This window comes from Agrobacterium sp. 16-172Ci (genome assembly GCF_053522725.1).
In genome coordinates, this window is sequence record NZ_JBNWBW010000002.1 from 67,916 (window position 1) to 89,263 (window position 21,348).

19 protein-coding genes and 1 riboswitch are annotated in these 21,348 nt (G+C 59.9%); of the genes, 14 read left to right on the plus strand and 5 right to left on the minus strand.

Annotated features, from left to right (window positions below):
• Positions 1-2: 2 nt before the first annotated feature.
• A complete protein-coding gene (locus tag ACQZ40_RS03355) occupies positions 3-1,670 on the plus strand; it encodes a heparinase II/III family protein (RefSeq protein ID WP_448747495.1) in 1,668 nt (555 codons plus the stop codon).
• 152 nt (positions 1,671-1,822) lie between these two features.
• Positions 1,823-3,439, plus strand: coding sequence for a bifunctional phosphoribosylaminoimidazolecarboxamide formyltransferase/IMP cyclohydrolase (gene purH, locus ACQZ40_RS03360; RefSeq protein WP_065656834.1), 1,617 nt, complete (start codon positions 1,823-1,825; stop codon positions 3,437-3,439).
• 83 nt (positions 3,440-3,522) lie between these two features.
• Here purH and ACQZ40_RS03365 read toward each other — a convergent pair whose 3' ends face one another.
• Both ACQZ40_RS03365 and ACQZ40_RS03370 read right to left on the minus strand, forming a co-directional pair.
• Positions 3,523-5,055 carry a UxaA family hydrolase gene (locus tag ACQZ40_RS03365; RefSeq protein WP_065656835.1) on the minus strand — a complete coding sequence of 511 codons (1,533 nt, stop codon included), beginning with the start codon at positions 5,053-5,055 and terminating at the stop codon, positions 3,523-3,525.
• A 42-nt stretch (positions 5,056-5,097) separates the two neighbouring features.
• Positions 5,098-5,790: a FadR/GntR family transcriptional regulator gene (locus tag ACQZ40_RS03370; protein ID WP_174039755.1), complete on the minus strand. Its 693-nt coding sequence runs from the start codon at positions 5,788-5,790 to the stop codon at positions 5,098-5,100.
• A gap of 254 nt (positions 5,791-6,044) precedes the next feature.
• On the opposite strand from ACQZ40_RS03370, the gene ACQZ40_RS03375 reads away from it, so the two are divergent.
• The 9 genes from ACQZ40_RS03375 (at position 6,045) to ACQZ40_RS03415 (ending at position 15,363) form a co-directional block, all read left to right on the plus strand.
• The gene (locus tag ACQZ40_RS03375; RefSeq protein ID WP_161987780.1) at positions 6,045-7,610 is read left to right on the plus strand and encodes a sugar ABC transporter ATP-binding protein; all 1,566 of its coding nucleotides are present in this window, start codon (positions 6,045-6,047) and stop codon (positions 7,608-7,610) included.
• 8 nt (positions 7,611-7,618) lie between these two features.
• Entirely contained in the window at positions 7,619-8,641 is a 1,023-nt protein-coding gene (locus ACQZ40_RS03380; RefSeq protein WP_065656837.1) for an ABC transporter permease, read from the plus strand.
• Positions 8,642-8,717: 76 nt separating this feature from the next.
• Complete coding sequence (locus tag ACQZ40_RS03385; protein ID WP_003520222.1) at positions 8,718-9,659, plus strand: ABC transporter substrate-binding protein; 942 nt, start codon at positions 8,718-8,720, stop codon at positions 9,657-9,659.
• Positions 9,660-9,724: 65 nt separating this feature from the next.
• Positions 9,725-10,738 (plus strand): aldo/keto reductase, encoded by a 1,014-nt coding sequence (locus ACQZ40_RS03390; RefSeq protein WP_125146792.1) that lies wholly within the window; start codon positions 9,725-9,727, stop codon positions 10,736-10,738.
• Between the two features lie 4 nt (positions 10,739-10,742).
• On the plus strand, positions 10,743-11,564 hold the full coding sequence (locus ACQZ40_RS03395; protein ID WP_448747399.1) for an amidohydrolase family protein: 822 nt from the start codon (positions 10,743-10,745) through the stop codon (positions 11,562-11,564).
• A 3-nt stretch (positions 11,565-11,567) separates the two neighbouring features.
• Positions 11,568-12,578 carry a zinc-binding alcohol dehydrogenase family protein gene (locus ACQZ40_RS03400; RefSeq protein ID WP_220317773.1) on the plus strand — a complete coding sequence of 337 codons (1,011 nt, stop codon included), beginning with the start codon at positions 11,568-11,570 and terminating at the stop codon, positions 12,576-12,578.
• Positions 12,575-13,708 carry a mannitol dehydrogenase family protein gene (locus tag ACQZ40_RS03405; RefSeq protein ID WP_448747400.1) on the plus strand — a complete coding sequence of 378 codons (1,134 nt, stop codon included), beginning with the start codon at positions 12,575-12,577 and terminating at the stop codon, positions 13,706-13,708. The genes ACQZ40_RS03400 and ACQZ40_RS03405 overlap by 4 nt, the downstream gene beginning before the upstream one ends.
• A gap of 11 nt (positions 13,709-13,719) precedes the next feature.
• Positions 13,720-14,049 carry an L-rhamnose mutarotase gene (locus ACQZ40_RS03410; protein WP_065656842.1) on the plus strand — a complete coding sequence of 110 codons (330 nt, stop codon included), beginning with the start codon at positions 13,720-13,722 and terminating at the stop codon, positions 14,047-14,049.
• A 36-nt stretch (positions 14,050-14,085) separates the two neighbouring features.
• Entirely contained in the window at positions 14,086-15,363 is a 1,278-nt protein-coding gene (locus ACQZ40_RS03415) for an L-fuconate dehydratase (protein ID WP_271045586.1), read from the plus strand.
• On the opposite strand, the gene cobD is transcribed toward ACQZ40_RS03415, so the two are convergent.
• The gene (gene cobD / locus ACQZ40_RS03420) at positions 15,345-16,391 is read right to left on the minus strand and encodes a threonine-phosphate decarboxylase CobD (RefSeq protein ID WP_271045585.1); all 1,047 of its coding nucleotides are present in this window, start codon (positions 16,389-16,391) and stop codon (positions 15,345-15,347) included. The two genes, ACQZ40_RS03415 and cobD, sit on opposite strands and share 19 nt — an antisense overlap.
• Between cobD and cbiB the strand changes: the two genes are divergently transcribed.
• Positions 16,390-17,355: an adenosylcobinamide-phosphate synthase CbiB gene (gene cbiB, locus ACQZ40_RS03425; RefSeq protein ID WP_271045584.1), complete on the plus strand. Its 966-nt coding sequence runs from the start codon at positions 16,390-16,392 to the stop codon at positions 17,353-17,355. The genes cobD and cbiB overlap by 2 nt on opposite strands.
• Here the strand turns inward: cbiB and ACQZ40_RS03430 are convergent.
• The gene (locus ACQZ40_RS03430; RefSeq protein ID WP_271045583.1) at positions 17,342-18,799 is read right to left on the minus strand and encodes a cobyric acid synthase; all 1,458 of its coding nucleotides are present in this window, start codon (positions 18,797-18,799) and stop codon (positions 17,342-17,344) included. The genes cbiB and ACQZ40_RS03430 overlap by 14 nt on opposite strands.
• 1 nt (position 18,800) lies before the next feature.
• A complete protein-coding gene (gene cobO, locus ACQZ40_RS03435) occupies positions 18,801-19,418 on the minus strand; it encodes a cob(I)yrinic acid a,c-diamide adenosyltransferase (protein WP_271045582.1) in 618 nt (205 codons plus the stop codon).
• A 134-nt stretch (positions 19,419-19,552) separates the two neighbouring features.
• Positions 19,553-19,767: riboswitch (cobalamin riboswitch) on the plus strand.
• Between the two features lie 120 nt (positions 19,768-19,887).
• Between cobO and ACQZ40_RS03440 the strand changes: the two genes are divergently transcribed.
• Together ACQZ40_RS03440 and cobW are read left to right on the plus strand one after the other, a co-directional pair.
• Positions 19,888-20,313 carry a DUF1636 family protein gene (locus ACQZ40_RS03440; RefSeq protein ID WP_078052285.1) on the plus strand — a complete coding sequence of 142 codons (426 nt, stop codon included), beginning with the start codon at positions 19,888-19,890 and terminating at the stop codon, positions 20,311-20,313.
• Positions 20,310-21,347, plus strand: coding sequence for a cobalamin biosynthesis protein CobW (gene cobW, locus ACQZ40_RS03445; protein ID WP_448747401.1), 1,038 nt, complete (start codon positions 20,310-20,312; stop codon positions 21,345-21,347). Before ACQZ40_RS03440 ends, cobW begins: the two co-directional genes overlap by 4 nt.
• Position 21,348 lies beyond the last annotated feature (1 nt).

The following is a 21,348-nucleotide window of genomic DNA, read 5'->3' on the forward strand; positions in this document are numbered from 1 at the left end:
GCATGAATGCCGCCGGTCTTCTGTCGCGGATGGCGTATCGTCATCTGTGTGTCGGCCTCACCCCTTTGCGCCTGCATGTGTCGCGATTTGCCACCCGTGCGCCAGACGGTCTGGTGGCGGCGCCGACCGATCTCAGAGCCATCGATCCCTATTTCGCCGAGGAACTGTTGCGGGGCCGCATCGCGCTGGCCGGGCGTGTCGTCGAAACCGGGGGAGCTTCGCCATTCCAGGTGGAATATCCCTCGGCGGTCTTTGAAGAACGGCTGCATGCATTCAGTTGGCTACGGCATATTCGCTCCGATAAATCGAGCGAGGCCTGCAAACGGGCGCGCCGTATCGTTGTGGAATGGATGGTGCTTCATGGCAAACGGCTTGCAGGCACTGCCTGGTCGCCGGAAATCGCCGCACAAAGGCTGATTGCCTGGCTTTCGCACTCTCCCGTGGTTTTATACGAGGCCGATGCCGGCTTTTATCGCCGGTTCCTGAAAAGCCTCGCCTTTCATGTGCGTTATCTCGAAAGAATCGTCAGACACGCGCCGGATGGCGAAGCGCGACTGAGGATCAGGATTGCCTTGGCCATGGCTTCCATCGCCATGCCAACGCGTCTTTCGCGGATCACGCGGAATGGAATGAAGCTGGCTCAGGAAATGGAACGCCAGATTCTGCCCGATGGCGGGCATGTTTCCCGCAATCCACGCGTCATGCTGGACCTGCTGCTCGATCTCCTGCCGCTTCGGCAAAGTTATATCAATCTTGGCCATGATCTGCCCTCCGGCCTGGTGCCGGCGATAGACCGCATGTTCCCGGCGATCCGGTTCTTCCGGCATCAGGGCGGCGATCTCGCGCTGTTCAACGGCGCCACGGCGACGCTCGCCAATGAGCTCGTTTCCGTGCTGCGTTATGACGAAACGGCCGGCCGGCCCTCCAAGTTCCTGCCGGACGTGAACTACCACCGGCTTGCGACAGACGATACGGTCATCATCGTGGATACGGGCTATCCCGGCTCGGCGGAGCTTTCACGCAATGCCCATTCGGGTTGCCTGTCTTTCGAAATGTCCTGTGGCAAGAACCGCTTCATCGTCAATTCCGGCTTTCCACGAAACGCCGCGCCGGAATATCAGCGGGCCAGCCGTTCCACGGCGGCGCATTCCACCGTCACGCTTGCGGATACATCATCGTGCAGACTGTCGCGCTCGCGGTTGCTTGGTCCGATCATGGTATCAGGCGTCAGCCACGTCGACAGCCGGCGTGGAACGGATGCAAACGGCAATGACGTTCTCTGGGCGTCTCATGACGGTTATTTACAGAATTTCGGCTGCCACCATGAGCGGGAAATAGAATTGAATGCGGCCGGCACCAAGATAAAGGGTCGGGATCTGCTTCGGGCCGATGCGAGTGCGGTAAAAACGCAATTGCAGTCGGTCACGGCGGTTTCACGTTTTCATATTCATCCCCACATTCAGATACACCAGCGGGATGAGGAGTCCGCCTATCTGGAGGCAGCGGATGGAACCGTCTGGCTGTTTTCCGCACCGGGGCTGGAGCTTTTCGTCACCGAGGATGTCTTCATGGCCGATGCATCCGGTATGCGCCCGTCGCAGCAGATCGAGCTCCCCTTCAATCTCGCAAATACGCGGGAAATCCGCTGGCTCATCGAACGCCAGGCGTAGACAATTTCCGGCGGTGCCGGTCAAAAACCACCATAGTTTTCTCCGTTCGGCATCCCCGCTGTTTATTAATCCGGTAAGCTGTGTTAACGCGGCGGCAATTGCTGGATCAATCCCATTCCAGCCTGTCCTCCCCGTTAAACGGAGTATGCCTGATGGCCGTCGTGTCCAAGAAAATCCCCGCCCCCGATAAGGTCAAAATCCGTACGGCGCTTCTTTCCGTGTCCGACAAGACTGACATTATCGAGCTGGCGACGGTTCTGTCGAAGCTTGGCGTCAAGCTTCTGTCGACCGGTGGAACGGCGAAGGCCATTGCCGAAGCAGGCTTGCCGGTGACGGATGTCTCCGACGTAACGAATTTTCCCGAGATCATGGATGGCCGCGTCAAGACACTGCATCCGAATGTCCATGGCGGGCTTCTGGCCATCCGGGACGATGCGGAACATGTCGAGGCGATGAAGGCGCACGGCATCGAGGCAATCGATCTCTCGGTCATCAATCTCTATCCCTTCGAGGAAGTTCGCGCCAAGGGCGGCGATTATCCGACGACGGTGGAGAACATCGATATTGGCGGCCCGGCGATGATCCGCGCTTCCGCCAAGAACCATGCTTACGTCACTGTTGTTACCGATCCGTCTGACTATCCCGATCTGGTTGAAGCCCTGCAGGCCGATGACGGCCAGACATCCTATGCGCTGCGCCAGCGTTTTGCCGCCAAGGCCTATGCCCGCACCGCCGCCTATGATGCGGTGATTTCCAACTGGTTTGCCGAGGCGCTTGCGATCAAAACGCCGGATTACCGCGCTATCGGCGGCGCGCTGAAGGAAAAGATGCGGTATGGCGAAAACCCGCACCAGAGCGCTGGTTTTTACCTCACCGGCGAAAAGCGTCCGGGCGTTGCAACGGCGACGCTGCTTCAGGGCAAGCAGCTTTCCTATAACAACATCAATGATACCGATGCAGCTTACGAGCTCGTGGCGGAATTCCTGCCGGAAAATGCGCCGGCAGTCGCCATCATAAAGCACGCCAATCCCTGCGGTGTGGCGACGGGTCCGACACTTGCCGAAGCCTACCGGCGGGCGCTGGCATGCGATTCCGTGTCGGCCTTTGGCGGCGTCATCGCCCTGAACCGCACGCTCGATGCGGAAACGGCGGAAGAAATCGTCAAGCTCTTCACTGAAGTCATCATCGCGCCTGATGTTACCGAAGAAGCCAAGTCCATCATTGCCCGCAAGCCGAACCTGCGCCTTCTGGCCGCTGGTGGCCTGCCTGATCCGCGCGCCGCTGGTATTACCGCGAAGACCGTCTCGGGCGGCCTGTTGGTGCAGAGCCGCGACAATGGCATGGTCGAGGATCTGGACCTCAAGGTCGTCACCAAGCGTGCGCCGACGCCGCAGGAACTTGAAGACATGAAGTTTGCTTTCAAGATCGCAAAGCATGTGAAGTCCAATGCCGTCATTTACGCAAAGGACGGGCAGACGGCTGGCATCGGCGCGGGCCAGATGAGCCGTGTGGATTCGGCTCGTATCGCTGCCCAGAAGGCGGAAGATGCCGCCAAGGCTCTTGGCCTTGCCGAACCGTTGACGCGCGGCTCCGCCGTCGCTTCGGAAGCATTTTATCCCTTTGCCGACGGTTTGCTCGCTGCGATTGCCGCAGGTGCCACCGCCGTCATCCAGCCGGGCGGCTCCATGCGCGATCAGGAAGTGATTGACGCCGCGAATGAGCATAATGTGGCGATGGTCTTTACCGGCATGCGCCACTTCCGCCACTAAACGCGGAAACAACCTGAAATAACAAAGGCCCGGCAATCACTTTCCGGGCCTTTTGTTTCACGTGGGACAGTTTTAATTTTCGGTCAGGTCACTGCGCCGACCTGCCACGGTACAAATTCATTGTCGCCGTAGTCGTAGATCTCGCTGACGGTCTTTTCGCCGGAGGCCACCGCCAGAATATGCTCGAAAATTCGTTTGCCGGATTCTTCGATGGTTTCAGCGCCGGTGACGATCTCACCGCAATTGATATCCATGTCTTCCTTCATGTGTTCATACATTTCGGAATTGGTGGCGATCTTGATGCAGGGTGACGGCTTGAAGCCCGAAACGGAGCCGCGGCCAGTGGTGAAACAGATGACGTTGCAGCCGCCGGCGACCTGGCCGGTGACGGCAACAGGGTCGTAACCGGGCGTATCCATGAAGACGAAACCCTGCTCCGTTACGGTTTCGGCGAATTCATAAACCGCCTTCAGCGGCATGGAGCCGCCCTTGGCGACCGCGCCCAGCGATTTTTCCAGAATGGTGGTGAGGCCGCCAAGCTTGTTACCGTGGGAGGGATTGTTGTTGAGTTCGTCGCCATTGCGGGCGGTATAATCACGCCACCAGTCGATACGCTGTAGCAGCTTTTCGGCGACGGCAGGTGTGACGGCGCGCTTTGTCAGGAGGTGTTCAGCGCCGTAAATTTCCGGCGTCTCGGAGAGGACCGTGGTTCCACCGTTGCGGACGATGAGGTCAGAGGCATAACCCAGAGCCGGGTTGGCCGAAATACCGGAATAACCATCCGAGCCGCCGCATTCCAGTGCCACCTTCAGCTTGGAAAGCGGTTGCTCCGTACGGCGGGCGGCATTGACCATCGGCAGCATGGCCTTGATCTCGGCAATCGCCGCATCGATTGTCTTGCGGGTGCCGCCATGCTGCTGGATCGTCATGGTGCGCAGCCGCTCACCCTCTTCCATCTTGTAATGTTCGAGAATGGGCGCGATCTGGTTGGTTTCACAACCGAGGCCGATCAGCAGAATTCCGCCGAAATTCGGGTGGCGGGCATAGCCCTGAATAGTGCGGATCAGCAGGCGGTAACCTTCCGATTTCGTATTCAGCGCACAGCCGCCGCCATGGGTCAGCGCCACGACGCCATCGACATTGTCGAAACCATCAAGGCCGCCCTGTTTGTTAAAATAATCCGCGATGTAACGCGACACCGTGGCGGAACAGTTCACCGAAGCGATGACGCCGATATAGTTTCTCGTTCCGACGCCACCGAGGCCGCGGTCATAACCCTTGAACGTTCGGCGTTCGGCTTCCGGCACCATGCCCTTTTCTTCGATATCGACGCTGAACTGATGCGCGTGTTCGGAAGGCACCATGGCGAGATTGTGCAGGTGCACGTGCCGGCCGGGCTCGATATCCTGGGTGGCGATACCGATGACCTGTCCGTATTTCAGCACCTCATCGCCCGATTTGATGAATTTGAGGGCCACCTTGTGCCCGCGCCCGATCAGCTCGAGCGCCGCCAGATCGCCCCTGCCCGTCGCGCCGCCGGCCGGAATGGACCGACGTGCCACCGCAACATTGTCGTTGGCGTTCAGCAAAATGGTTGCCTCGGAATTCTCACTCACGGGTTTTCCTCCTCCCGGTATATTGCCTGCTATGTTTCCAGATCAGTTTTCGACCCAGCGTCTCTTCGAACCTTCCAGATGGGTATGCATGGCGGCCTGCGCCAGCAGCGGATCTTTCAGTTCAAGCGCCGCCAGAATGGCCTCGTGTTCCTGAAGCGCATGGGTCCAGGTATCGCGGTCTTCGAATTTCACGCGAAGCTGGGCCGAAATGGGGCTGTGGCGCTCATCGAAGAGGTTGGCCACCATTCGGGCCAAAACGCTGTTACCGGATTGCTCGGCGATGGTGACGTGAAACAGCCGATCCTGATCCAGAGGCTTGCGACCGGCCTCGATTTCCCGCTGCATGGTATTGAGTATTTGCCGGAGGGCCGCGATTGTCTCATCGGTCATCCGGCTTGCCGCCAGCACGATGGTGGCACCCTCCAGCGCAGCGCGCGCCTGCATCAGTTCGGAGGGGCTGTCACCGAGCGATTTGGTATGGTGGGTCGTCTGCAACGCTTCCGCCGACACATAAACCCCGGAACCCATGCGAATTTCGACGGTGTTGTCGATTTCAAGCGCAATCAGCGCCTCGCGCAAGGAAGGCCTCGATACGCCGAGCTTCTGTGCAAGTTCGCGTTCGGCGGGAAGCCGCGTGCCGGGCAGGAATTCACCCATATCGATGAGTTCACGTATCTGGTCCGCAATCTGCTGATAAAGCCTGCGCGGTTCCGCTATTTTGGCCTGACCACTCATGTGTTTTTCGACGAGTCCTGTCTGCAATCCGTATTTGGCCTTACCGTAACGCCAAGCGTTTCAATACGCAAGGAATTACTTAAGCATATGAAATAACTCATTTATTATTGGTTATTGTTTCATGTGTCGCTTCCGCTTTGGATATGGCTTCGCAAATTTTGGACTAATTGGCTTGACCATTCTAAAAAACCGGCCTAACCATTTGGCCTGTTCATGGCCCCGGTGGAGCGGGGATACGGGTGGGAGGTTTCCAGATGTCGCAGGGCGCATCGACAATTCGGGGCGATTTTTCGCCTGAACAGATGGCGCATGGACAGCGCGCGGTGCTTCTGCGCCTCGATAACATCAGCAAGGAATTTCCCGGCGTCAAAGCACTGTCGAACGTGCATTTCGATCTGCGCGCCGGCGAGGTGCATGCCGTCTGCGGTGAGAATGGTGCGGGAAAATCGACGCTGATGAAGATCGTCAGCGGCGTCTATCAGCCGAGCGACGGCACCATCCTTCATAAAGGTGTAAAGGTGCAATATGCATCGCCGCTGGAGTCCGAAGCCGCCGGCATCGCCATCATTCATCAGGAACTCAACCTCGTTCCGCATCTTTCCGTTGCCGAAAACATCTATCTTGCGCGCGAACCGCGTCGCGGTTTCCTCGTCGACCGCAAGAAGCTGCGCCTCGATGCCAAGCGCTGTCTCGACCGGCTGGGTGTCGACATCGACCCCGACCAGATCGTCCGCGGCCTTTCGGTCGCCCAGTGTCAGATGGTGGAAATCGCCAAGGCGCTTTCTCTTGACGCTGAAGTGCTCATCATGGATGAGCCGACCTCCTCGCTGACCGAGCAGGAGACGCGGCTCCTGTTCAAGGTCATCCGCGATCTCAAGGCATCCGGTGTCGGGATCGTTTATATTTCCCACCGTCTCGATGAAATGGCCGAAATCGTCGACCGTGTGACGGTTCTGCGTGACGGACGTTATATTTCGACCGACGATTTCGCTTCGATCACCGTTGACGACATCGTCACGCGCATGGTCGGGCGTTCGCTGGAAGACAAATTCCCCGAGCGTACATCGCGCCCCACGGAAGATGTTATTTTTTCCGTCGAGGGCCTGACGCGCAGCGGCGTGTTCCACGACGTCGGTTTTTCGCTGCGACGTGGTGAAATCCTCGGTTTTGCCGGGCTGATGGGTGCTGGCCGCACCGAAGTCGCCCGGGCCATCTTCGGCGCCGATCCGCTCGATGCGGGCAGGATCGTTTTCAACGGGCGGGAGCTTTCGATCAGCTCGCCGCAGGACGCCATCGAAGAAGGCATCGCCTATCTCTCGGAAGACCGCAAAAGCGATGGCCTCGCCATCAAGATGTCGGTGGCGGCCAATACGACGCTTGCCAATCTCGGCGAGGTTTCCAACCGTTTCGGCCTGATCGATTTCAAGAAACATGACGATGTGGCAAAGCGCTACGTCGATCTCCTGAATATCCGTACTCCCTCGATCGGGCAGACGGTGCGGCTGCTTTCCGGCGGCAATCAGCAGAAAATCATCATCGGCAAATGGTTGTTCCGGCAATCTCGCGTGCTGTTCTTCGACGAGCCGACACGCGGCATCGATGTCGGCGCGAAATTCGCGATCTACAAGATCATGGACGAGCTCGCCGCACAGGGTATCGGCGTCATTCTCATCAGTTCGGAACTGCCGGAAATTCTTGGGCTGACGGATCGTATCGCCGTTTTCCACCAGGGCCGGATTACGGGCGTGCTCGAAACCGCCAAGACCAATCAGGAAGAAATCATGCGGTATGCGTCCGGTTACGGCCGGACCGCGCAGTGAGGAACGACATGGCCAATATTGCAGAACCCAAGAAGAGCTTCGCAGTCAGCGACCGCCAGAAGGATATTATCCAGAAGTTTGCCGCACTTGGCAGCCTCTTTGCGCTTGTCGCGGTCTTTTCCGCCACCAGCAGCGCCTTCTTCACCGTCAATAACGGCATGACGATTGCGTTGCAGGTCACGTCCATCGCGCTGCTCGGCATCGGGGCTACCTGTGTCATCATCACCGGCGGCATCGATCTTTCCGTCGGTTCTGTGCTTGCGCTTGCCGGTGTCGTCGCCGCCCTTGCGGTGAAGGAACTCGGCATGCCGGTGCCGGTCGGCATGTTGCTCGGCATTCTGACGGGGTCGCTCTGCGGTCTCATCAACGGTCTTCTGGTCACCCGTTTCAAGCTGCCGCCCTTCATCGCCACCCTCGGCATGATGTTGATCGCTCGTGGCGTAGCGCTGCAGATCACCGGTGCGCGCGCCGTCTCCGGCCTCGGCGAATCTTTCGGCGAACTCGGCAATGGCGCCCTCTTCCGCATCGTCACTATCGGTGACGACGGCTTTCCGAATGTGGTGTTTCCCGGCATCCCCTACCCCGTCATCCTGATGGTGGTGATTGCGCTTGCCGTTTCCTTCATGCTCAACCGCTCGATCCTCGGCCGTCACATTTACGCTGTCGGTTCCAACGCCGAAGCCGCGCGCCTTTCCGGCGTCAATGTCGCCCGCGTCACAAATTTCACCTACATCCTGTCCGGCACGCTCGCCGGGCTGACGGGCTGCGTGCTGATGTCTCGCCTCGTCACCGCCCAGCCGAACGAGGGTGTGATGTATGAGCTGGACGCCATTGCCAGCGCCGTTATCGGCGGCACATCGCTGATCGGCGGCGTGGGAACGATTTCCGGTACGGCCATCGGCGCTTTCGTCATTGGCATCCTGCGCAACGGTCTCAACATGAATGGCGTCTCCGCCTTCACACAACAGATCATCATCGGCCTCGTCATTCTGGTCACCGTCTGGATCGACCAGTTGCGCAACCGCCGCTGATCAAGGGCCTGCGGACCCTTTCCGCAAAAAAGATCGGCAAGGGGAGGCCCGGTATGCCGACATCACGGAGGAAGAAATGAAGAAAATTGCGACTGCCCTTCTGACATCCGCAATTGCGCTGTGGAGCGTTTCCACCGTGCAGGCCGGTGAAATCGCCGTCATCGTCAAAACCGTCAACTCCACCTTCTGGCAGAACGTCCAGAAGGGCGCTGATGCGGCGATGAAGAACTCTTCCGGCAATACCATGACCTTCCAGGGGCCGGCTGCCGAGTCCGCCATTGCCGACCAAGTCAACATGGTCGAAAACGCCATCAACCGTAAGGTCGCGGGCATTGTTCTGGCACCTTCCGATCCGGACGCGCTGGTGCCTGCCGTCAAGAAGGCCTGGGAAGCCCGTATTCCGGTGGTTCTGATCGACTCGCAGCTCGCAAAGGGCTCGGAGCAATATTACCAGTCGTTTCTGGCGACCGATAACAAGAAAGCCGGTGAACTGGCAGCGCAGGCGCTGATCGACAAGGTGGGCAAGGAAGGCAAGATCGCCGTCATGTCCTATGTCGCCGGTGCAGGTTCGGAAATCGGCCGTGTCGGCGGTTTCACCGACTACATCCAGATGAACTCCAACCTGAAGATCGTCGGCCCGTTCTATTCGCAGTCGCAGATGGCGACCGCGCTGAACCAGACGACCGACGTTCTGGCCGCCAATTCCGATCTCAAGGGCATTTTTGGCGCCAATGAGCCGACGGCAATCGGCGTCGGCCGCGCGCTCGCCCAGAGCGGCAAGGCCGGCAAGGTCGTCGCCATCGGCTTCGACGGCAACCAGGACCTTCAGGGCTTCGTCAAGGATGGCACGCTGGCCGGTATCGTGGTTCAGGGTTCCTATCAGATGGGTGAAAAGGGCGTAGAGACCATTTCCAAGCTCATCGGCAAGGAAAAGGTCGAGAAGTTCGTCGACACTGGCGTCGTTGTTGTCACCAAGGACAATATCGAAAAGCCCGAAGCCAAGAACGTTCTTTATTGATTGCGTGATGACGCGCCGCTTTGCGGCGGCGCGTCTTTCCAAAGACAAGCTGGAAAGTCCCTGCGATGAAAGTCTCCGATACACGTAAATTGCCGCGCCGCGCCGTCGACGTCACCGTCATGGGCCTCGGTTGCGCCCAGATGGGCAATCTCTACCGCGTCACGCCCTATGAAGAGTCCAAGGGTGCGTTCGACAAGGCATGGGAAAGCGGCATGCGTTATTTCGATACCGCGCCGTTTTACGGCTATACGCGGTCGGAGCGCCGCCTCGGCACAATGGTGACGGAGCATGACCGGAACGAATATACGCTGAGCACCAAGGTCGGCCGTGTGATGGTACCTGACGAGACCGTCGGTCCGGAGGAGGATGCCTATATAGCGCCCCTGCCGTTCCGCCCGGTCTATGATTATTCCTATGACGGTATCCTGCGTTCCTTCGAAGCAAGCCAGCAACGGCTCGGTGTTCTGAAGCCGGATATTCTTTATGTGCATGATATCGGCTCCTTCACCCATGGCGAAAAGCACCAGCATTACTGGGAGCAACTGACCACCGGCGGTGGCTTCCGCGCGCTTGGCAAGCTGCGCGAGGAAGGATCGACGGGGGCCGTCGGCCTCGGCGTCAATGAGTGGGAAATCGTCAGCGACGCCATGGATGTCTTCGATATCGACGTCGCCATGCTCGCCGGCCGCTATACGCTGCTGGAGCAGCAGAGCCTTGCTTTCATGAACCGTTGCGCCGAAAGCGGTGTCGCCATCGTTGTCGCCGGTGCATTCAATTCCGGCATTCTGGCCGGCAACCGCAAATTCAATTATGCCGACGCGCCTGCCGATATTCTCACGCGTGTCGATGCGCTGCAGGGTGTTTGCGAGGAACTCGGCGTATCGCTGCAGGCGGCCGCCCTGCAATTTCCGCTTGCCCATCCGGCGTCGGTCACGGTCGTTTCGGGTGCGCGCAATGCGCAGCAGCTCGCCTCCAATATCGAGTGGTTCGAGCAGTCTATCCCGGATGAATTCTGGTCCGAACTGCACAGGCGCGGCCTGATTGCTGAAGGCGCGCCGGTGCCCGGCGGGAAGGCCTGAGGCAATGCTCATCGATGCCCACCAGCATTTCTGGCTGATGAAAGATCGCGCCGGGCAATGGCCGCCGCCGTCGCTCGCCGCCATCTACCGGGATTTTCTCCCCGTTGATCTGTCGCCTTTGCTGGCCGCTGCCGGCGTTTCCGGCACCGTGCTAGTTCAGACGATGGAGACGGCGGCCGACACGGATTTCATGCTGGACCTGGCGGAAAAGACCGATTTCATCAAGGGTGTGGTCGGCTGGGTGGGCATGAAATCCGCCGATGCAGCGAGTGAAATCGCCCGTCGGGCAAAACATCCGGCATTCAAGGGTGTCCGCCCGATGTTGCAGGGCATGGAGGATGTCGCCTGGATCGATGATCCGGCACTCGATCCCGCCGTGGCGGCGCTGGTAAAACATGGTCTGACGTTCGATGCGCTGGTCCTGCCGCCTAATCTGCCGCATCTCCTCGCCTTTGCCCGCCGCCATCCGCAATTGGCGGTCGTCATCGACCATGGCGCGAAGCCCCTGATTGCTACCGGTCACTACAGCGACTGGCGTAAGGATATGGCCGCTCTGGCGGCTCTCCCGAACGTCCATTGTAAACTCTCCGGTCTGCTGACCGAGCGCGGTGAGCAGCGGCCGGAAGCGGTACGGCCTTATGCCGAGACCATCCTGGAACTCTTTGGCGGCAACCGCGTGATTTTTGGCAGCGACTGGCCGGTGTTGCGGCTGGCGGGCGATTATCAGGCATGGCTGGATTTCTGCCGCGATATCGTGCCGGCAGAGGACCATGCGGCAGTTTTCGGCGGTAACGCCATCCGTTTTTATTCCCTTTCCCACAGGTGATGCATGCTGGCGATTTTCTGCGAAACCCCAGGTCAACTCGTCTCCAAGGAACTGCCGAAACCAGTCCGTGGCGAAGGTGAAGTGCTGGTGCGTATTCGCCGCATCGGGGTTTGCGGCACGGACCTGCACATCTTCACCGGCAACCAGCCTTATCTTTCCTATCCACGCATCATGGGCCATGAGCTTTCCGGCACGGTGGAAGAAGCGCCGCAAGGCAGCCATCTGTCCGCCGGCGATGTGGTCACCGTCATTCCCTATATCTCTTGCGGCAAATGCAGCGCCTGCCTGAAGGGCAAGAGCAATTGCTGCCGCAATATCGGTGTGCTGGGCGTTCATCGCGATGGCGGCATGGTCGAATATCTGAGCGTGCCGCAACAATTCGTGCTGAAGGCAGAGGGGTTGAGTCTCGATCAGGCGGCGATGACCGAATTTCTGGCTATCGGTGCGCATGCGGTGCGCCGTGGCGCAGTCGAGAAGGGGCAGAAGGTTCTGATCGTCGGCGCCGGCCCGATTGGCATGGCGGTTGCGGTTTTTGCGGTTCTTGATGGCGGCGAAGTAACGATGATCGACGGACGCACCGACCGGCTGGAGTTCTGTAAGGAGCATCTCGGCGTCGCCCATACGGTGGCGCTCGGCGAGGGCGACAGGGATCGCCTTTCCGACATCACCGGCGGCGATTTTTTCGATGCGGTCTTCGATGCGACCGGCAATCCGAAAGCCATGGAGCGCGGCTTTTCCTTTGTCGGCCATGGCGGTTCCTATGTGCTGGTCTCTATCGTTGCCAGCGATATCAGCTTCAACGATCCGGAGTTCCACAAGCGGGAGACGACGCTGCTCGGCAGCCGCAATGCCACGCCTCAGGATTTCGAACGCGTCCTGCAGGCGTTGCGCGAAGGCAAGGTACCGGAAGCGCTGATCACCCATCGCATGACGCTTGCCGATGTGCCCTCCAGATTCGCTGGTCTGACCGATCCGAAGGCCGGAGTTATCAAGGGCATGGTGGAGGTCGCATGACGCCCGATACGCCCATCCTGCAATTCGGCACCAGCCGCTTTCTTCTGGCGCATGCGGATCTCTTTGTTTCGCAGGCGCTGGAAAAGGGCGAGGCTATCGGGCGCATCGCGATTGTCCAGACGACCGGCAATGCGGAGAGCCTGAAGCGTGTTGCGGCGCTGAACAGCGGCGTCCCCTACCCCGTGCGCATTCGCGGCATCCGCGAGGGGCAGGAAGTGGACGAGGAAATTCAGGGCGGGGCTGTCGCGCGGGCGCTGACGGCTGCGACCGACTGGGCGGATGTGCGCCGACTTGCCTGCGAGGCCGCGGTCATTCTGTCCAATACGGGCGATCGCGGTTATGAGCTGGATTCGGCGGATAATGCCGGGCTTGCTGGCGATTTCACGGTTGTACCGAAAAGCTTTCCGGCGAAACTCTGCATGTTGCTGCTGGAGCGTTTTCAGTGCAATCCGGAAGCACCTGTCTCCATCTTCCCCTGCGAACTCGTGCCGCGCAATGGCGAAAGGCTGAAACAGGTCATTCGCCGGCTTGCCGATGAGTGGCAATTGCCGGCTGGTTTTGCCTTTTATCTGAATGAGAAGTGCCGTTTCGCCAATAGTCTGGTGGATCGCATCGTCTCCGAGCCTATCGACCCGGTGGGTGCCGTGGCGGAACCCTATGCGCTATGGGCTATAGAGAAGCAGGACGGGCTTGTCCTTCCCTGCACGCACCCTGCCGTGGTGCTGACGGACGATCTCGATCACTATGAAAAGCTGAAGCTTTTCCTGCTCAATCTCGGCCACTCCTATCTGGCGGAACGCTGGTTGCAGGATGCGCGTGCGAAGGACGAGACGGTGCGTCAGGCAATGGCCGACGATGCTCTCGTTACGGATCTTGAGACGCTTTGGCGGGACGAGGTTCTGCCGGTTTTTGCTGCTGAAGGCATGGGGGATGATGCGCAGGCCTATATTGGCGTGCTGCGGGAGCGTTTGCGCAATCCCTTTCTCGCCCATCGGCTCTCCGATATCGCCGGCAACCACGATGAAAAGAAACGCCGCCGCTTCGCCCCGATCATTGCCGCAGCGGAACGGCTGGGATTGAGCCTGCCACAGTCGAAGCTGCGCGCTGCGCTCGCCACCATCAAGCAATAACGGAGTTTTTCATGCAGCGCATGGGCATGGTCATAGGCGTCAAACCGGAGATGATCGCGGAGTATAAAAGGCTGCATGCGGCTGTGTGGCCTGAAGTTCTGGCGCTTATCAGCGACTGCAATATACACAACTACACGATCTTCCTGCGCGAGCCGGAAAATCTGCTCTTCGGCTACTGGGAATATCACGGCAGCGATATCAGCGCCGACATGGCGAAGATGGCCGCAAGCCCCAAGAACCAGGAATGGTGGTCCTTCACCATTCCCTGCCAGCAACCGCTCGAAAGCCGGAAGGAAGGCGAGTGGTGGGCGATGATGGAAGAAACCTTCCACCACGATTGAACGATTTCCTTTGACACTGACCGCGAGTGAACGGCCATGACCAAAATTACTGATCTGCGTGTTTTCGACCTGCGTTTTCCGACCTCTCAGAGCCTCGACGGTTCGGATGCGATGAACCCCGACCCGGATTATTCGGCGGCTTATGTCATTCTCGATACCGATGAGCCGGGTCTCAAAGGCCACGGGCTGACCTTCACCATCGGCCGCGGTAACGACATCTGCTGCATGGCCATCGAAGCGATGCGTCATCTGGTCGTTGGCACCGATCTTGCCACCGTCACCGAGCACCCCGGCAAATATTGGCGGCATCTGACCAGCGACAGCCAGCTGCGCTGGATCGGGCCGGACAAGGGTGCGATGCATCTCGCAACCGGCGCCGTCGTCAATGCCGTGTGGGATTTGTTGGCCAAGAAGGCGGGCAAGCCGGTCTGGCAGCTCGTTGCCGATATGAGCCCGGAAGAAATCGCCGATATCGTCGACTATCGTTATCTGACTGACGTGCTGACCCGGGACGATGCGCTTGCGATCCTCAAAAAAGCCGAAAGCGGCAAGAAGGAACGTATCGAGACGCTGAAGAGCGAAGGTTATGCCTGCTACACGACCTCTGCCGGCTGGCTCGGTTATGACGACGCCAAGCTGCGCCGCCTTTGCCAGGAAGCCATCGATGCCGGATTCAACCATGTGAAGATGAAGGTTGGCCGCGATCTGGAAGACGACATCCGCCGCCTCACCATTGCCCGTGAGGTGATCGGTCCCGACCGTTACCTGATGATCGACGCCAACCAGGTATGGGAAGTGGATCAGGCAATCGACTGGGTGAAGAAGCTCGCCTTCGCCAAGCCATTCTTCATCGAGGAGCCGACCAGCCCGGACGACATTGCCGGTCATCGCAAGATCCGTGCGGCCATCGGGTCCGTTAAGGTGGCGACCGGTGAAATGTGCCAGAACCGCATCATGTTCAAGCAGTTCATCGCCGAGGGCGCCATCGATGTGGTGCAGATCGACAGCTGCCGCATGGGTGGGCTGAACGAGGTGCTGGCGGTGCTGCTGATCGCCGCGAAATACGGCCTGCCGGTGTGGCCGCATGCCGGCGGCGTCGGCCTTTGCGAATATGTGCAGCATCTGTCGATGATCGACTATCTGGTCGTATCAGGCACGAAGGAAGGCCGCGTGATCGAATATGTCGACCACCTGCACGAGCATTTCATCGAGCCCTGCGATATCAGAAATGCCGCTTACATGCCGCCGAAACTGCCGGGCTTCTCCATCGAAATGAAGCCGGAGTCGATTGAGACCTATACCTTCGAGGAATAGTCAAAGGATGACAGCGCCTCCTCGAGCCGCTGCCACTCCGTTTCGCTACCGGGAAGGCCGAAACGCATGTCGTTCGGCCTTTCATCAAAAATGCGGACCAGAATACCGTGTCGGCCAAGATGGCTGAACAGGTCTGCGGCGCGTGTATCCCGCACCAGAGTAAACAGCGTTGTGCCACCGGCAATTGCCAGCCCCGCTTTCTCCAGCATGGCGTTCATGCGCCGGGCGTCTTCGGCAAGGTGCAGACGCATGGATGATTGCCATTTCCCATCCGCCAGAGCCTGCACCGCGATGTGCAGCGCCGGGCCGGAAACCGCCCAGGGGCCGAGCCTTGCCTCAAGTTCAGCAGCGATATCGGGCTGCGCAATCGCGAAACCCAGCCGAACGCCCGCCATGCCGTAAAACTTGCCGAAGGAGCGCAGGACCACCAGCGCCTCCTGACCGGCGGCATCTGCGAGGCTTTCGGCAAGTCCCGTCTCTATGAATGCTTCGTCCACGACGAGCAGTCCGCCCTTGCGGCGCATGGCGTCGGCCAGCGACAACAATGTGGCGCGATCCGTGATGCGACCATCGGGATTATTGGGATTGACCACCACGGCATAGTCGTGAGCCGACATCGCCTCGATGTTTTCCACCTCGGTCATAGCCAGTCCGGCCAAGCGTGCGGTCCGGGCATGTTCCGCGTAGGCTGGTGAAAGTACTGCGCCGCTCTTGGCCCCGCGGGCGATAGCGATCTGGGCCAGCAATGGCATCAGCATCTGGGTGCCGGGAGAAAGCGCCACAAGCCGGGCGGAGGGCGCACGGAAATGGGTTGCGGCCAGATGTTTCAATTCTTCGGCGGCGTCCGGTTCCGGCAGGCGGGCGAATGCGCTGGCGGGGATCGGCGAATGAGGATAGGAGTGCGGATTGATCCCGGTCGAAAGGTCGATCCATGGTTCCGGCGCTTCAGGAAACAGCAGACGCGCCCTGCCGAGATTGCCGCCGTGACGGATCGCAGCTTTCGCCTTTTCTGGTACTGTCTCGCCCATGTTCTTTGCTCTCGCTTTCCTGTCGCTCGTCATCGAACGCCTGACCGGCTATCCGGACTGGCTGTTCAAACGCATCGGCCATCCCGTCACCTGGATCGGTTCGCTTATCGCGCTGCTGGACAAAAAATGGAACCGGGAGAGCGCGTCATTTTCACAGCGCAAGGGGGCAGGGGTGGCGGCCCTCGTTGTTTTTGTCGGGCTCACGCTGTTTGTCGCATGGTTAGTGCAATCCGTTCTGCTTTTCCTGCCCTTCGGCCTTTTGCTGGTCGCCGTGCTTGGCGCTTCGCTCCCGGCGCAGAAAAGTCTCGAGCAGCATGTGGAGGCTGTCGCCACTGCGCTGGAACGCGAGGGTGTGGAAGGTGGCCGTAAGGCGGTATCGATGATCGTCGGGCGCGATCCGCAAAAGCTGGACGAGGCGGCAATCTGCAGGGCGGCCATCGAAAGTCTGGCAGAGAATTTTTCCGACGGCATCGTTGCGCCCGCCTTCTGGCTCGGTCTCCTGGGGCTGCCGGGCGGTGCGGCTTACAAGGCGATCAATACGGCCGACAGCATGATCGGTCATCGCTCACCCCGCCATGAGGCCTTCGGCTGGGCCTCCGCCCGGCTGGACGATCTGGTCAATCTGCCGGCCTCACGGCTGAGCGGCGGTCTTTTCGTGGTTGCCGCGTTTTTTGTTAAGGGTGCATCACCCGGCGGGGCCATTGCCGCGATACGTCGCGATGCCCATCATCACCGTTCTCCCAATGCCGGCTGGCCGGAGGCGGCGCTGGCCGGCGCTCTCGGCTTTGCGCTCGCAGGGCCGCGCTCCTATGGCGGGCAGATGATCGAGGCGCGTTTCATGGGCGAAGGCGGCAGGTCGGCGCTGGTCGCCGGCGATATTCGCACGGCGCTGGGGCTTGCGCGGGTTGCCGACCTGTTGTTGATCGGCCTGCTGGGACTTCTGGCGATCCTTATCGCGCTATAGCAAGCAGACGGTCGAGATCGAGGTGCTGTTCCATATGCGCTGCGAGGCGATCAAGAACGGCGTCCACCTGTCCATCGTAGTTCAGTTCCGTGTTCTGTCCGCCAAGCCGCTCAAGCCACGCGCTGCGTTGGCGGTCATCTGAAAACAGGCCGTGAATATAAGTGCCGAAGATGCGGCCGTCAGGCGACACAGCGCCGTCTTCATGCCCATCAATTTTTGAAAACGGCAGGCTGTCGGTTCCGCTCGTGGTTTCACCGACATGCATTTCATAGCCGGATAAATCAATTCCGTCGAAACTTCTCCCTGTAACGGAAACCAGCCTTTTGTTGCCCGTCAGAACAGTGTCGACATCCAGCAGGCCGAGCCCGTCGACTGTTGCCGGCGGTCCTTCGATGCCTTCGGGATCGGCAACGGTTTTTCCAAGCATCTGGTAGCCGCCGCAGAGGCCCAGAACATGGCCGCCGCGTCTCACATGCGCCTTGATATCAATGTCGAGCCCCGTATTTTTCAGCACGGCAAGATCGGCGATGGTGGCTTTCGAGCCGCAAAGCAGCACCAGCCGGCAGTCGGCGGGAATGGTTTCGCCCGGCCGCACGCGGATCAGTTCGACATCCGGTTCCATGTCCAGCGGATCGAGATCATCGAAATTGGAAATATGCGGCAGGATCGGTACGGCGATGCGGATCTTCGCGCCAGGTTTCCGTTCAGCCGGGCCGGAAAGCCCGAGAGCATCTTCAGCCGGCAGCTTCGCGGCATCGGAAAAATGCGGCAGGAGCCCGATAGAGGCCCAGCCGGTTTTTTCCGCAATTATTCGCATGCCGTCTGAAAACAGGGCCGGATCCCCGCGAAAGCGATTGACGATAAAACCTTCGATCATCGCCGCGTCTTCAGCTTCGAGTACGGCTTTCGTGCCGACAAGGCTGGCGATGACGCCGCCCCGGTCGATATCGCCGATCAGTATCACAGGCGCGTCCGCAGCTCTGGCAAAACCCATATTGGCGATGTCATTGGCACGCAGGTTGATTTCGGAAGCGCTGCCCGCGCCTTCCACCAGCACCAGATCGGCCTGTTGTTTCAGGCGGTTGAAGCTTTCGAGCACACGCGGCATCAGCCCGGCCTTCATGTGCTGATAATCGGCCGCTTTGGCATTGCCGGCGATCTTGCCCTGCACCACCACCTGGGCGCCGGTCTCGCTCTGTGGCTTCAGGAGCACCGGGTTCATATGCACGGAAAGCGGCACGCCCGCTGCGCGAGCCTGCAGCGCCTGCGCGCGGCCAATCTCGCCGCCATCGGCGGTCACCGCCGCATTGTTCGACATGTTCTGCGGTTTGAACGGCATGACGGACAGGCCGCGCCTGACGAAGGCGCGGGCAAGGCCGGCAACCATCAGCGATTTGCCGACATCCGAGCCGGTTCCCTGAAACATCAGCACGCGTGCAGCCATATCAGAATTCTATCCCTGCCTGCGCCTTTACGCCCGCCTTGAAGTGATGTTTCACGAGGGTCATTTCCGTCACCATATCGGCCGCGTCGATGAGCGGTTGCTTGGCATTGCGGCCGGTGACGATGACATGCAGATCGGGCCTGCGGCTGGAAAGCGTTTCGACCACGTCCTCCAGCGGCAGGTAATCGTAACGGAGTGCGATGTTCAGCTCATCGAGGATCAGCAGGCCGATGGTCTCGTCGGCCATCAGGATTTTGGCTTCTTCCCAGGCCTTTGCCGCCGCTGAGATGTCGCGTTTCAAATCCTGCGTGTCCCAGGTGAACCCCTCGCCCATGGTGCGCCACACGACCCTGTCGCCGAACAAAGTCAGCGCCTGCTGTTCTCCCGTCGACCATGCGCCCTTGATGAATTGAACGACGCCGACCCGCCGCCCGGTGCCGAGCATGCGCAGGGCAAGGCCGAATGCGGCGGTGGATTTGCCCTTGCCGGGACCGGTATTGATCATCAGCAGACCTTTTTCGATGGTCTTTTCCGCAACTTCGGCGTCCTGCACCGTCTTGCGGTTGACCATTTTCTGCCGGTGACGTTCGGCTTCGCTGTCGCTGATGTCGCGTGTCATCGCGTTTTCCTTTTCATCCAGCGGCGCGGGACCCGGTGCCCCCGCCATTCGGAGCGGCGACTATACCCAATTTGCCGCACCCGGCAATGTGCGGGCCACAGGGCCGCGGCATTGACCCCCACGCCCGTTCAGCCTAAGGGTAACGAACTGACGGTCTTTTCCCGGCAACGGGAAAAGCTAAGAGGGAACACGGTTCCAGCCCGACTACCGGGTCATTCCGTGGCTGCCCCCGCAACTGTAAGCGGTAAGCCCGCACCGTAAAGCCACTGGACACCTCAACGGGTTCGGGAAGGCGGTGTCAGGGTGTAAAGCCGCGAGCCAGGAGACCTGCCGTTTCAGGAAAAACGTCTGCCGGGCGGGGTGCTCCGGTCAGTCGGTTAGATCGAACATCCGGTTTGCGCCTGTCCGCATACCGTATTCGACATCCGCACCCCCGAGATTTTTTGCAAGGCGCGGGAAGCGATACGGTTTGGATATTTCAGCAACATCTTCATGTGCAGGCGGAAACACGCAGGACGAAACGGCGTCCGGCGTGACCGTCTTCGTTTGCAGAAGCTGTCGCGATGAAGCCGATCCCAATGCCGAACCGCGCCCCGGTTCGCGTTTCGCCGATGCCGTCCTCGCAAAAGCGGAGGAAACGGGCGTCACCGTTCGTTCCGTCAACTGCCTCGCCAATTGCAAGCGCGGGCTTAGTGCCGTGCTGCGCAGCGCCAATGGCTGGTCCTATGTCTTCGGCGGGCTGACGACCGGTGACGCGGAAGATTTGCTGACCGGCGCACGGCTGCTGGCTGCCGCCCCCGACGGCCTGATGCCCTGGCGCGGCCGCCCCGAACCCCTAAAGCGCGGCATGGTGGCGCGCATTCCCCCATTCGATTTTACCGAGGAGAGATCATGAGCACCCTTCTGGACCGCGTTCCCTGCACCATCGTCACCGGCTTTCTGGGGGCTGGCAAAACCACGCTGCTGCGCGGCCTTCTCGAAAAGCTGGACGGCAAGCGGCTGGCGATCATCGTCAACGAATTCGGCGATATCGGCATCGATGGCGAGATTCTCAAAGGTTGCGGTATTGAAAGCTGCCCGGAAGAAAACATCGTCGAACTGGCCAATGGCTGCATCTGCTGCACGGTGGCGGATGATTTCCAGCCCGCCATCGAACAGATTCTGAGCCGTCAGCCGAAGGTGGAGCATATCCTCATCGAAACCTCGGGCCTCGCCCTGCCGAAGCCGCTGGTGCTGGCCTTCCAGTGGCCGGCGATCAAGAGCCGGGTGACGGTGGACGCCGTCGTGGCCGTGGTGGATGGCGCCGCCCTTGCTGAAGGGCAGGTGGCGCACGACATGGAAGCACTCGCGGCCCAACGGGCCAATGACGAGGCGCTCGATCACGATGACCCGGTCGAAGAGGTTTTCGAGGATCAGGTCGCCTGCGCCGATCTTATCGTGCTGACCAAGGCCGATCTTCTTGACGATGCCGGCCTCAACAAGGCCAAGGCGCATGTTCTCGAACATCTGCCGAAGGCGGCAAAGATCGTCGTGGCTTCCAATGGCGCCATCGACCCCGCCGTGCTGATCGGTCTTGGCCTTGCGGTGGAAGAGGACATCGAAAACCGCCGTACCCACCATGACGGTGAACTCGACCACGAGCATGACGATTTCGACAGCTTCGTCATCGATCTGCCGGCCGTGACCGATCCGGACGCGCTGGCAGCCCGTATCGCCGAGACGGCTGCTGCGGAAAATGTCCTGCGCATCAAGGGCTTCATCGAGGTTTCCGCAAAGCCGATGCGGCTGCAGGTGCAGGCTGTCGGCAGTCGCGTCAACCATTATTACGACCGGCCCTGGGCCGCGGGTGAGGAACGCCGCAGCCGCCTCGTCGTCATCGGGGAAAAGGGCATCAACCGCGAAAAGATCGAACAGATGCTGGCCGCCTGAC